Source organism: Pseudomonas sp. B20, from assembly GCF_020515755.1.
In the GTDB taxonomy this organism is placed as follows: domain Bacteria; phylum Pseudomonadota; class Gammaproteobacteria; order Pseudomonadales; family Pseudomonadaceae; genus Aquipseudomonas; species Aquipseudomonas syringae.
Genome location: NZ_JAHPJG010000022.1, coordinates 1 through 12,164 on the forward strand (window position 1 = coordinate 1; position 12,164 = coordinate 12,164).

Consider the following 12,164-nt stretch of genomic DNA (forward strand, 5'->3'; position numbering starts at 1 on the left):
CCAGACGACTTCACCAGACGCTTACGTACGCTCAAGCATGGGCTTTTGTAGGAACGAACTTGTTCGCGAAGGCGGTGTTTTGAACACCAAATCTTCTGCGGCTGTGCGGGCCCTTTCGCGAACACGTTCGCTCCTACATTTTGCCGTACGCTCAAGCATGGGCTTTTTTAGGAGCGAACTTGTTCGCGAAGGCGGTGTTTTGAACACCAAATCTTCTGCGGCTGTAAGGGCCCTTTCGCGAACACGTTAGCTCCTACATTTTTGCCCTACGCTCAAGCATGGGGACTTTTGTAGGAGCGAACTTGTTCGCGAAGGCGTTGCTTTGAACGCCAAATCTTCTGCGGCTGTGCGGGCCCTTTCGCGAACAAGTTCGCTCCTACATTTTTGCCGTACGCTCAAGCATGGAGGGCTTCTGTGGTAGCGAACTTGTTCGCTAAGGCGTCGTTTTGAACGCCGAATCTTCTGCGGCTGTGCGGGCCCTTTCGCGAACACGTTAGCTCCTACATTTTTGCCCTACGCTCAAGCATGGGGGCCCCTTGTGCGAGCAAACACGTTCGCGGCTACTCCAGAGGAACCAGCCGCTCACGGCTGTTGCTCAGGTGCGTCCACATCGCTGCACGCGCGGCATCCGGGTCCTTGCGGCGAATGGCGCTGAGCAGTGCTTCGTGTTCGAGGTTGGCCAGGTAGCCCTGATGCGCAAGGTTGTTGCCTGCCCGCTCGCTCGAGGCAATGCGGCTGCGCGGAATGACCGCGCTGCCCAAGTGTTGCATGATCTCCAGAAAATACGGGTTGCCGGTGGCTTCGGCGATCAACATGTGAAAGCGTTTGTCAGCCTCGACGCAGCTGTCGTCGTTGGCCAGCAGGTCCTGATAATCATCCAGCGCCTGACGCATGGCTGCCAGTTGCTCATCGGTACGGCGCACAGCCGCCAGCGCCACGGCCTGGGTTTCCAGGCCGATACGCAGTTCGATGATATCGCGCACTCTGGAAACGGTCTCGACCTTGAGGCGCAGCCCCGTCTGGTCACTGCGCTCGAGTACGAATGTGCCGATGCCGTGATGGGTCACCACCAGCCCGGACGCCTGCAACTTGGAAATCGCTTCACGCACCACGGTGCGGCTGACGCCATGCTCGCGGACGATCTGGTTCTCGGAAGGCAACTTCTGGCCGGGAGCGATCTTGCCAAGCAGGATGCGCTGGCTCAGTTCGGTGACCAGATCGGTGGCCAGGCTGTGCTGACGGCGTTTGGGCGCTGTGCTGGCAGGCTCTTGCATGATGAACGGATCCTGACTTGTCTGTTTATGCTGCCGTATCACGGCCGTGGCAGCGCGAATACGGGGCCGGGAGCGGCCAGAAGCCGGGTTTAACAGCCCTGCGTAGTTGTCTTACTTGTATTACAAGCATTCCCACCTGTCAAAGCGCCCGCTTCCGTCCACCCTGCCTTCCGTCAGCCGTTGCGCTCAATGGCACCCGCCACCCTCAACTGATGCACACAAGCGAAATCCCAGCATTTATTGGTCAAAACCTTAATTAACCGCGACCACATACGTCCCGCACACCTGCACGAAGGCGAGTGCCTCCGGTTTAATAATCTCGCAGATCATCACTGCGAAGGGATTGCACAACGGCTTTTTACTTGTATGATGACCGACAATGCGAAGGACACACTTCGCACATACCCGCATAAAAACAACGAGTGGGAGATTCAACTGTGAGCACATCCAATTCCAGGATGGCCGACGGCACAGGTTCGGTTCTGAATTCAGCCGTATCGAAGGTCAAACGTCACGTCCTGCCGCTTTTCGTCATCATGTTCATCGTCAACTACATCGACCGGGTCAACATCGGCTTCGTGCGTTCGCACATGGAGCATGACCTGGGTATCGGCGCTGCAGCCTATGGCCTGGGTGCCGGACTGTTCTTCATCGGCTACGCCCTTTTCGAAGTCCCTTCCAACATCCTGCTGCAGAAAGTCGGCGCGCGTATCTGGCTGACGCGAATCATGCTCACCTGGGGCATCGTCGCCGCCTGCATGGCCTTCATCCAGACCGAAACCCACTTCTACATCTTGCGCTTTCTGCTCGGTGTGGCCGAGGCCGGTTTCTTTCCAGGCGTGATCTACTACTTCACCCGCTGGCTGCCCGGCGTCGAGCGTGGCAAGGCGATTGCCATCTTCCTCAGCGGCTCGGCCATTGCCTCGCTGATCTCGGGCCCGTTGTCCGGCCTGCTGCTGCAAATCACCGGTTTCGGCCTGAAAGGCTGGCAGTGGATGTACTTCATCGAAGGCATGTTCTCGGTCGGTCTGTGCTTCTTCGTCTGGTTCTGGCTGGACTCCAAACCGCACGATGCCAAGTGGCTGACCCGCGAAGAACAGGATGCACTGGTCAACGCCATCGATGCCGAACAGGCTGCCCGTGAAGCGGCGACGCCGGTCAAGGCCTCCATCGGCAAGCTGCTCAAGGACAGTCAGATCATTCTGTTCTGCCTGATCTACTTCTTCATCCAGCTGACGATTTACGCAGCAACGTTCTGGCTGCCGAGCATTATCCGCAAAATGGGCAGCCTGACTGACTTCGAAGTCGGCATGTTCAACTCGATTCCGTGGCTACTGTCGATCATCGGCATGTACGTGTTCGCCACGCTGTCCGCCAAGTGGAAACGTCAGCAGGCCTGGGTAGCCATTGCGCTGCTGATTGCTGCTGCCGGGATGTTCATGTCGACCACCGGCAGTCCGATCTTCGCCTTCGTCGCCATCTGCTTTGCAGCACTGGGTTTCAAGTCGGCTTCTTCGTTGTTCTGGCCAATCCCGCAGGCCTATCTGGACGCGCGGATCGCCGCTGCGGTCATCGCGCTGATCAATTCGGTGGGCAACCTCGGCGGCTTCGTGGCACCCACCACATTCGGCCTGCTGGAAGAACACACCGGTTCGATCCAGGGCGGACTGTACGGCCTGACAGCCACTTCGATCATCGCCGCGATCATCGTTTTCGCCGCGCGCAATAACCCCAAGCCTGGCGCGACGCCGGTCGCCGCCATTCAGACGCCGGCAACCCACTGATGCACGTGCGCAGCCGCTTTTTCATCGGTCATATTTTCAAGGCCTTACGTTTAAAGGACCCGTCATGAACATTCAGCAATCCAATATCACCAGCAAGGCCCCCGTCATTACCGAGATGCAGGTTGTGCCCGTAGCGGGCCATGACGACATGCTGCTCAACCTGAGCGGCGCACATGGCCCCTACTTCACCCGCAACGTGGTCATTCTCAAGGACAATGCCGGGCATGTCGGTGTGGGCGAAGTGCCTGGCGGCGAGCTGATTCGCCAGACGCTGGAAGACGCGCGATCGCTGGTCGTCGGCAGCAGCATTGGCACTTACCAGAAGATTCTTAACGAGGCACGCAAGGCGTTTGCCGATCGGGACTCCGGTGGCCGTGGCTTGCAGACGTTCGACCTGCGCATTGCCATTCATGCGGTCACCGCGCTGGAAGCGGCGCTCCTCGACCTGCTCGGCCAGCATCTGGAAGTACCGGTTGCGGCGCTGTTGGGCGAAGGTCAGCAGCGCGATCAGGTCGAAATGCTCGGTTACCTGTTTTATGTTGGCGACCAGCGCAAGACCGATCTGGCCTACCGCAGCGAACCGGAGGCCGACAACGACTGGTTCCGTATCCGCCATGAAGAAGCACTGACTCCAGAGGCCGTGGTGCGCCTGGCCGAAGCCGCGCATCAGCGTTACGGCTTTCAGGACTTCAAGCTCAAGGGCGGCGTGTTGAGCGGCGACCAGGAAATCGAAGCAGTGACGGCGCTCGCCGAACGCTTCCCTGAGGCGCGCATTACGCTGGACCCCAATGGTGCCTGGTCGCTCAAGGAAGCGATCCGCCTGTGCCGCGATCAGCATCATGTGCTGGCCTACGCCGAAGATCCGTGCGGCGCAGAAAACGGTTATTCCGGTCGCGAAGTGATGGCCGAATTCCGCCGCGCTACCGGACTCAAGACAGCCACCAACATGATCGCCACCGACTGGCGGGAAATGGGTCACGCCATTCAGCTGCAGTCAGTGGACATTCCACTGGCCGACCCGCACTTCTGGACCATGCAGGGCTCGGTACGGGTGGCGCAGATGTGCAACGAGTGGGGCCTGACCTGGGGCTCGCACTCCAACAACCATTTTGATATTTCCCTGGCGATGTTCACCCACGTGGCCGCTGCAGCGCCGGGCACTATCACCGCGATCGATACGCACTGGATCTGGCAGGACGGCCAGCGTCTGACCAAGGCGCCGCTGCAAATCGTCGGTGGCAAGGTCGAGGTTCCGAAGAAACCAGGGCTCGGTGTCGAACTGGACATGGACCAGCTGGCCAAGGCTCACGAACTCTATAAAGGCATGGGCCTGGGCGCGCGTAACGACGCCGTGGCCATGCAGTTTCTGATCCCGGACTGGAAATTCAACAACAAGCAGCCTTGCCTGGTGCGTTGAATCGGTCTGACATTCGCAGTTGACTCGCCGCCTGTTCACTCTCTGGCTGGCACACGGCGCGCAACCCCCTTGCGCGCCGTTTTTTTAATCGAATTTGGCTGGCCGAAGCGGCATGCTACTGTCTGGTAATGTCCAGTAACGATTAGACCGCATGCGCCATCTCGCCCGCACCCGCCCTCGCCTCACCCTTGCCGCTCTGGTCGGCCTGACCGCAGGCATCGCCTGGTCCTGGCTCATCCCCCACTCGACACTGACCCAGAGCCTGCTGACTGGCTGGGACACGGGGGTATGGCTTTATCTGATCATGATTTTCATCCGCACGCTGCGCAGCGACGCCGACGATGTGCGGCGAGTCGCGATGAGGGAAGACGAAAACGCAGGCGTCATTCTGGTCACGGTCTGCGTCGCGGCGCTGGCCAGCCTGGCCGCGATCATTTTTGAAATCGCCAACAGCAAAGGCCTTTCCAACGACGCCAAGATGCTTCACCACGCCTTCACCGGCCTGACGGTCATCGGCTCCTGGCTGATGATCGGCGTGATCTTCAGCCTGCATTACGCACGCATGTTCTACACCTGGAAAGGCAAAGAGCCCGCACTGGCATTTGTGGGCGGTGAAAAGAACCCCGATTACTGGGACTTTCTGTACTTTTCGTTCACCCTCAGCGTCGCAGTGCAAACCTCCGATGTGGGCGTAGCGACGCGTGAAATGCGCAGGGTCGTGCTCGGCCAGTCATTGATCTGTTTTGTGTTCAACACCGCGATTCTGGGTTTTTCGATCAACATCGCCGCCAGCCTGTTCAATTAGCGCTGGCCTTGAAAAACAATCCCATCAAGAGGCCTTCAGACGATGACCCCATTGAAAATAGCGGTACTCGATGACTGGCAAAACGTCGCCAGCACTGTAGTGGACTGGTCCGTGCTCCATCCAGTGGGCAAGGTCAGTTTTCTGCATGACTACCCTGCCGATACATCGACCATGGCGCAGCGCCTGCGAGACTTCGACATCATTTGCGTGATGCGCGAGCGAACCCTATTCGATGCGGCGCTGCTCAGCCAGCTGCCGGCGCTGAAACTGCTGGTCACCGGCGGCATGCGCAATGCGGCGATCGATACGGCTGCGGCCAAGCGTCAGGGCATTGTGGTGTGCGGAACCGAAAGCTATAAGCATGCGGCACCGGAGCTGACCTGGGCGCTGATCATGGGCATCACTCGCAACCTGGTGGCCGAAGCCAACTCGCTGCGTGCCGGCAATTGGCAGGTCGGACTGGGCAGCGATCTGTATGGCAAAACCCTGGGCATTCTCGGTCTGGGCAGTATCGGTAAGTGGATCGCCCGCTACGGGCAGGCATTCGGCATGAAAGTCATTGCCTGGAGCCAGAACCTGACGCCAGAGGCTGCTGCCGAGTCCGGCGTCACCTATGTCAGCAAACAGCAACTGTTCGAACAGGCCGATGTGCTGTCGGTGCATCTGGTGCTCAGCGATCGCAGCCGCGGCCTGGTGGACGCAGAAGCACTGAACTGGATGAAGCCCGGCGCTTATCTGATCAACTCGTCACGCGGCCCGATCATCGATCAGGCCGCGCTGATCGAAACACTGCAACAGCGCAGAATCGCCGGCGCAGCGCTGGACGTCTTCGACATCGAACCACTGCCGGCCGATCACCCGTTCCGCACGCTGGACAACGTGCTGGCGACCCCGCACATCGGTTACGTCACCGAGAACAACTACCGGACTTTCTACGGGCAGATGATCGAAGATATCCAGGCGTGGCATGCAGGGTCGCCGATCCGGGTATTTGGCTGAAGAGTCATGCAGCATCACGCTGTAACCTATGGGTGCCACGCTGCGTCCGGGCGTTGCGTGTCGCCCCCTGTAAAGCCTCACCACCAGTCTCGCGGTCGGCCCCCATTTCCAGGCCAGTAAACGACCAGTACTTCGGACAAAAAAGACCAGAACCACATTAACCGTGAAGACTTTGCTGCACGGAAAATAAGTTCTATGCGAACCTGCTCGCCCGATGGACAATGCTCGGAATATAATTGCACCCTGATGAGCCCGAGTATCGATAAACAACAGAAACATGGAAACAGCTGCACAATCGTTATATTAAGTTTTCGACGTGCTCATATGAACATTGTCATTCCATACATTATCGCCTGCCTCGATATTCATTCTCCTGCTTTATCAGGCGCAGTCACTTTTCGCACAGACCACTGAGACATCCGATGAATATCCGCTCAGCCAGGCCACATGACAGCCTCATGGCAGCTAATGAGAAACCTGTCGTGGCAGACAGGCCCCCGGAACCGGCGAGCGCTGGCACGACGGGTGCAACTTCGGATACGCAGACGAAACTCGATACCTACACCCCTTCCGACAGGCGCTCCGCTGAAGCGGCGCAAACCTCTCCGGTCTATACCAGAGCAATGTTCAAGCGAAATGCTCAATCGCTGGAGAATGGAGCATCCTCGTCGGACACGGCGTTACTTGCCAGTCAAAAAACGCGCGTCAGTCAGGACGATACCAAGGCCGTGCTCAATGACGTGGCCACTGTCAAAGACAACACGACCTCTGCCGAGCCAGATACAAAAGTCAAAGACAAAGACAAGGTTTCCGCTTCCGAGCCCGTCAAAACCGCCGAGCCCGTCTTGCGCGGGGGAGCCAACGTCAATCCTGATGATATCGCCACACCTGCCGCTGCTACGAAGATGATTCAGGACCTGAAAGCGATTGGAGGCGGAACCTTGCGCTTTCAGATGACGCACGATCAGATCAAGGACAGCAGGCAGTTGGATAAGCTCAGGGCATTGCTCAGTGAAGGGGGCAAACAGGGTGTAAAAGTTCAGTTCACGTTCCGCGACGATGCGAACCAGGGTAGCGGAAACGTGCTGACGGGAGACAAATTGAAGCAGGCCTCGGCCGACATCAGTACCATTGTCAAAAGGTTTGGCAGTCGTACAGGCTTTGTACTGGATACCTTCCATCAGGGCGGTAAAAGCGCAAGTCAGGAATGGGCCGACATGCAGACCACGTTAATTAAATCCGCGCGCGATGCCGGTTATAAAGGAAGTATTGTTGTCGAGGACAGCAATTGGGGGGGTGGCCTGACCGCAGGTCCGCAAAGCGGCCTGGTCAAGTTTGCCGTTCAATTAAAGGCTGCCAATGGCGACGACAACCCAGCCTTGATTGGAAGTTTTCATGTGTATGCCAGAGAAAGCGAAGCCTCTTCGCGACTCGCCAGCCAGATCAAGGCATTGAAAGAGGCTGGCTATAAATTCCAGATTGGCGAAGTGGGTAATGCCAACCTGACAGCAGCCAATACCTTCCAGCAAAAGGACGCCGCCACTAATGCCTTGCGGGATAATATGAGCGCTCTCAAAGCAGCCGGAGCGGACATTTTACCCGGCAAGGAACAGTTCCAAGGGGGCAAACTTCGCCATCGTGCCGGTTTTTCAACGGCCGATCAGTACTGATGATGCACGGCTGCGTGTGCACAAGGGCCGGCGCCCATTACGCACGCTGCTGAACCTGCCCTTGAAAGGGTCAGGCTTTCTCCATCAGAACCCGATACCGGCACACGGCATCACAACGTATAGGCAATCCCCACCTGCACCGTCCGTGGTGCCCCCGGATAGGCATAGACATTGCCGAAAGAGCCCTCCTCATAGTCTGTGTCGAACACATTCTTCAGGTCCAGATTGAGCTTCACGTGCGGGTTGACCTTGTAATAGGCCAGCAGGTCAAACACCGTATAGCTGTCCATCGAGAAAGAAGTGTTGGCCGTACGCCCGGCGCGCTGGTCGACATAGCGACCGCCGCCGCCCAGGCCCAGGCCACGCAGGGCGCCGTCCTGAAACTCGTAGACGTTGAGCAGGCTGAACGTTTGCTCGGGGATGTTCATCAGCCGTGTACCGGACCGCAGCGTGTTGTCCTTGGTAACCTCGGCGTCCACGTAGGCGTAGCTGCCCATTACCCGCCACTCGGGCGTCAGGTTGCCGACCACGTTCAGGTCCAGGCCGCGACTGCGCACCTCGCCCGCCGCCACACTGAACGTTGAATCGACCGGGTCGGTGGTCAGCACGTTACGCTTTTCGATCTGATAGATCGCCGTGTCGACACTCAGTTGCCCGTCCAGCGCCTCCCACTTGGTTCCGATTTCATAGGATTTTCCCTCCTCCGGCTTGAACCCGCCGCCCAGTCGGCTGGCGCCGCTGTTGGGCTTGAACGAGCGAGCGGTGGTGGCGTAGACGGCAAGGTCGTCGGTCAGGTCGTAGCTCAGGCCAAGGCGCGGTGTGACGGCGTTATCGCTGGCAGTCCAGCTGCTGGTGCCGGGCAGGAAAGAATCGTAATCGTGTTCGAAACGCTCCAGACGCACACCGCCCAGCAGCTTCAGGCGCTCGGTCAGGGCCACCTGATCCTGCACGAAGGCAGCCCAGGTCTTGAGGTTCTCCTTGTCGTGGGTTGTCGTTCGGGTCAGTGCCGGACGAGCCTGGCCGTAAACCGGATTGAAGATGTCGATCGGGTAGGCACTGACTGCACCGCTGGAGCGTTGAATGATCGACTTGTAGTCATAATCTTCATACTCGACACCGGTCAGCAGCGTGTGCTCGAAACCGCCCGCAGAAAAATGCCCGGTCAGGTTCAATTGCACATCGCGATCGGTCCATTCCAGCTTGCGATAGTTGAAGTTGCGCCCGAGGGTGCGGCCGTCCGCCGCCAGCCCGTTGGCCTCGATGGCATCGCCTTGCAGGGAACCATCAAGGATCTGCACGCCACCGCCCAGCGTCCAGTCCGGGTTGAGGTCATGCTCGAAGCGCAGTTGTGCCATGTTGTTGTCGTTATGCAGCTTGCCCACACTCTTCTCGCCGAAGAACGTGTCGCGGGAAGCGGTACCCGTCTGATTGGCATACCGCGTCAGGCCACGATCCAGCGGCGCGTTGTTGCGCATGAAGTCGCCTTCGAAGGTGATGCGCGTGGCGTCGTTGACCTGCCAGCTCAATACCGGCGCCACGCCATAGCGCTCGGTTTCGACGTGGTCACGGAACGTATCGCCGCCCTCACCCACCACATTCAGGCGATAGGCGAAACGCCCTTCGTCATCCAGTGGCCCGGAGGCATCCAGCGTTCCGCGCTTCATGCCCTGATCATTGAGCTGACTGCCCAGCGTTACGGAAGGCTCGGCCAGCGGCTGTTTGGAAACCACATTGAAGGTGCCGCCCGGATCGCCGCGGCCGTAAAGCGTGGTGGCCGGACCACGCAGCACCTCAAGGCGCTCTATGGTGTTGGCGTCCGGCATGTTCGGATAACCGCGATTGATCGGGAAACCGTTGCGGTAGAACTCGCCGGTGGTGAAGCCGCGCACTGTAAATGTGGTCAGCCCCTGGCCGCCGAAGTTGTTGGCTCGACCGACGCCACCCGCGTAGTCGAGAGCATCCTGCAAACGTGTGGAGCCAATGTCCTCGACCGCCTCGCGGGTCACGACGCTGACCGATTGCGGGGTTTCGTGCAGCGAGGTATCGGTACGCGTGGCGCTGGCAGACCGTGTGGCCCGATAACCATCGACCGGCCCTTGTGCCGTTTCGGCATTGGCGGCGCCCTGGATATCGATGTTCTGCAACTCCATGGCAGGCTGGACGCCAGCCACCTGATCAGCCCAGGCCGCTTGAGAGATAGCCTGGATAACGCAAAGTGAAACGAGAGTACGACGCATCGACATGCAGCCCTTGGCAAGAAACCAGGCCTCTTGGGACCCGGCAGGATTTTTTGCGAATAGTACAGATTCGTATTAACGCCTGATACAAATTCCCAAAAAATACTCTCGCACAGGCCAGACATGATGCTTAGCCAATGTGGCGATAAACAGGCAAACTGCGCTCATTGCTCCTTACCAGAGAACCCACGATGCCCCTTTCCCACAAGCCTGCCGATCCTCGTTGCGCCTTGCTGGTAATCGACATGCAATACGACTTCATGCCCGGCGGGCAACTGGCGGTGGCTGACGGCGATGCGCTGCTGCCGCTGATCAATCGCCTGGGTGCGCGCTTTTCCCAAGTGGTCATCACACAGGACTGGCACCCTGCCGGGCACATTTCCTTTGCGTCCAGCCATGCGCAGCGCCTGCCGTTCGAGAGCATTACCCTGCCCTACGGTCCGCAGACGCTGTGGCCGGATCATTGCGTGCAAGGCAGCCACGGTGCGCAGTTGCATGCCGACCTCGATCTGCCTCACGCGCAACTGGTCCTGCGCAAGGGCTGCAATGCGCATATCGACAGTTACTCGGCATTTCTGGAGGCAGACCGCACGACCCGCACCGGGCTGGCCGGGTACCTGACAGAGCGCGGCATCGATACGCTGTTCGTGGTCGGGCTGGCGCTGGACTTCTGTGTCGCCTGGTCGGCGCAGGATGCACGCAGTGCCGGTTTCAACACCTTTGTGGTCGAAGACGCCTGTCGCGCCATCGATATGAACGGCTCGCTGGATCACGCCTGGAAGACCATGCTGGGCATGGGTATCGAGCGCGTGCAGAGCGCCGATCTGCTGGGCTAGACCGACACATTCTGCCAACTGGCTCAAACATTTCTCGATACGCCCCGCTGCTGGCGAACGACAGCGCGCGGCGCCTGTCTGAACCATCGGCTCGACATTGCCCCGGTCGGTCCATTTCATCACTGGCGCTGAGGACGTTGTATGGATCACGAAGTAGATGGCAAGACCCCCGGCCTGTCAGCCGAGGAAGAGCGCGAGATCGATGAGAACCAGCCGCCCCGCGCGGCGGTGTTGCACGAAACCATTCGCATGCAGGGCGACCACGAACTGGAGCGCAGCGTAGCCGCGCTGTGGTGGTCGGCACTGGCGGCAGGGCTGACCATGGGCCTGTCGCTGATGGCGATGGGGCTGTTGAACTCGCGCCTCGAAGGCATCCCCGGCAGTCATGTGATCAGCAGCCTCGGCTATTCGGCAGGGTTTCTGGCAGTGATTCTGGCACGCCAGCAATTGTTCACGGAAAACACCATCACGGCTGTACTGCCGGTCATGAGCAAGCTGAACCTGGCCAATATCGGGCGGCTGCTGCGCTTGTGGGGTGTGGTTCTGACCGGCAACCTGGTCGGTACGCTGACGGTGGCCTATGTCATGCTCAATCTGCCGATTTTCGATACCAGCACAGACAAGGCGTTTCTGGAAATTGGCCATAAGGTCATGGAAAACGACCTGGCCCAGATGTTTTCCAAGGGCATCGTCTCGGGCTGGATGATTGCGACCATGGTCTGGATGATCGCGTCGATGGAAAACGCCAAGATAGCGATCATTGTGCTTATCACTTACCTGATGGCGCTCGGCGACTTCACGCACATCGTGGTGGGTTCGGCCGAAGTGTCCTATCTTGTGTTCGCGGGTGAGCTGGGCTGGAAGGATTTCTGGTTTGCGTTCGCAGGCCCCACGCTGGCGGGCAACATTATCGGTGGCAGTTTTATTTTCGCTTTGATCAGCCATGCGCAGATCCGCAGTGAAAAAGACACCACAGAGAAAATGGAGCGCGATCGCAAAAACAAGGAAGAAAAACGTCGCCTGGAGAAAGCGCAGAAGCTCAAGGAAGAGGATTCCGCGGCAAAGCGAGAAATATGATCCCTATCATTAAACTTTCTTTCAGGAAACGCGGCGGATTTTAAAGGCAGAATGACTCTTTGAAC

General features: G+C 58.7%; 9 protein-coding genes. 7 read left to right on the top strand and 2 right to left on the bottom strand.

Annotated elements, in window-relative coordinates; genetic code table 11:
• Positions 1 to 560: 560 nt before the first annotated feature.
• Entirely contained in the window at positions 561 to 1,274 is a 714-nt protein-coding gene (locus tag LIX91_RS20320) for a FadR/GntR family transcriptional regulator (RefSeq protein ID WP_003411521.1), read from the bottom strand.
• Positions 1,275 to 1,732: 458 nt separating this feature from the next.
• On the opposite strand from LIX91_RS20320, the gene LIX91_RS20325 reads away from it, so the two are divergent.
• The 5 genes from LIX91_RS20325 to LIX91_RS20345 all read left to right on the top strand — a co-directional run bounded on the left by LIX91_RS20325 (position 1,733) and on the right by LIX91_RS20345 (position 7,949).
• Positions 1,733 to 3,058 carry an MFS transporter gene (locus tag LIX91_RS20325; RefSeq protein WP_003417534.1) on the top strand — a complete coding sequence of 442 codons (1,326 nt, stop codon included), beginning with the start codon at positions 1,733 to 1,735 and terminating at the stop codon, positions 3,056 to 3,058.
• A gap of 64 nt (positions 3,059 to 3,122) precedes the next feature.
• On the top strand, positions 3,123 to 4,475 hold the full coding sequence (gene gudD / locus LIX91_RS20330) for a glucarate dehydratase (protein ID WP_046235362.1): 1,353 nt from the start codon (positions 3,123 to 3,125) through the stop codon (positions 4,473 to 4,475).
• A 151-nt stretch (positions 4,476 to 4,626) separates the two neighbouring features.
• Positions 4,627 to 5,280, top strand: a complete 654-nt coding sequence (locus LIX91_RS20335; RefSeq protein ID WP_003417538.1) for a DUF1345 domain-containing protein — start codon at positions 4,627 to 4,629, stop codon at positions 5,278 to 5,280.
• Positions 5,281 to 5,322: 42 nt separating this feature from the next.
• Positions 5,323 to 6,279, top strand: coding sequence for a D-2-hydroxyacid dehydrogenase family protein (locus LIX91_RS20340; protein ID WP_226489045.1), 957 nt, complete (start codon positions 5,323 to 5,325; stop codon positions 6,277 to 6,279).
• A 422-nt stretch (positions 6,280 to 6,701) separates the two neighbouring features.
• Positions 6,702 to 7,949 carry a cellulase family glycosylhydrolase gene (locus LIX91_RS20345; protein WP_032702963.1) on the top strand — a complete coding sequence of 416 codons (1,248 nt, stop codon included), beginning with the start codon at positions 6,702 to 6,704 and terminating at the stop codon, positions 7,947 to 7,949.
• A 110-nt stretch (positions 7,950 to 8,059) separates the two neighbouring features.
• On the opposite strand, the gene LIX91_RS20350 is transcribed toward LIX91_RS20345, so the two are convergent.
• Positions 8,060 to 10,186 (bottom strand): TonB-dependent siderophore receptor, encoded by a 2,127-nt coding sequence (locus tag LIX91_RS20350; protein ID WP_003411528.1) that lies wholly within the window; start codon positions 10,184 to 10,186, stop codon positions 8,060 to 8,062.
• 191 nt (positions 10,187 to 10,377) lie between these two features.
• On the opposite strand from LIX91_RS20350, the gene pncA reads away from it, so the two are divergent.
• On the top strand, positions 10,378 to 11,022 hold the full coding sequence (gene pncA, locus LIX91_RS20355) for a bifunctional nicotinamidase/pyrazinamidase (RefSeq protein WP_032702964.1): 645 nt from the start codon (positions 10,378 to 10,380) through the stop codon (positions 11,020 to 11,022).
• A 141-nt stretch (positions 11,023 to 11,163) separates the two neighbouring features.
• On the top strand, positions 11,164 to 12,099 hold the full coding sequence (locus LIX91_RS20360) for a formate/nitrite transporter family protein (protein ID WP_003411532.1): 936 nt from the start codon (positions 11,164 to 11,166) through the stop codon (positions 12,097 to 12,099).
• Positions 12,100 to 12,164 lie beyond the last annotated feature (65 nt).

Excerpts from the sequence above, each read along its gene's own strand:
- pncA (WP_032702964.1), top strand. The coding sequence starts at position 10,378 with ATGCCCCTTTCCCACAAGCCTGCCGATCCTCGTTGCGCCTTGCTGGTA.
- LIX91_RS20340 (WP_226489045.1), top strand. The coding sequence starts at position 5,323 with ATGACCCCATTGAAAATAGCGGTACTCGATGACTGGCAAAACGTCGCC.
- LIX91_RS20345 (WP_032702963.1), top strand. The coding sequence starts at position 6,702 with ATGAATATCCGCTCAGCCAGGCCACATGACAGCCTCATGGCAGCTAAT.
- LIX91_RS20350 (WP_003411528.1), bottom strand. The coding sequence starts at position 10,186 with ATGCGTCGTACTCTCGTTTCACTTTGCGTTATCCAGGCTATCTCTCAA.
- LIX91_RS20360 (WP_003411532.1), top strand. The coding sequence starts at position 11,164 with ATGGATCACGAAGTAGATGGCAAGACCCCCGGCCTGTCAGCCGAGGAA.
- LIX91_RS20325 (WP_003417534.1), top strand. The coding sequence starts at position 1,733 with ATGGCCGACGGCACAGGTTCGGTTCTGAATTCAGCCGTATCGAAGGTC.
- LIX91_RS20335 (WP_003417538.1), top strand. The coding sequence starts at position 4,627 with ATGCGCCATCTCGCCCGCACCCGCCCTCGCCTCACCCTTGCCGCTCTG.
- gudD (WP_046235362.1), top strand. The coding sequence starts at position 3,123 with ATGAACATTCAGCAATCCAATATCACCAGCAAGGCCCCCGTCATTACC.
- LIX91_RS20320 (WP_003411521.1), bottom strand. The coding sequence starts at position 1,274 with ATGCAAGAGCCTGCCAGCACAGCGCCCAAACGCCGTCAGCACAGCCTG.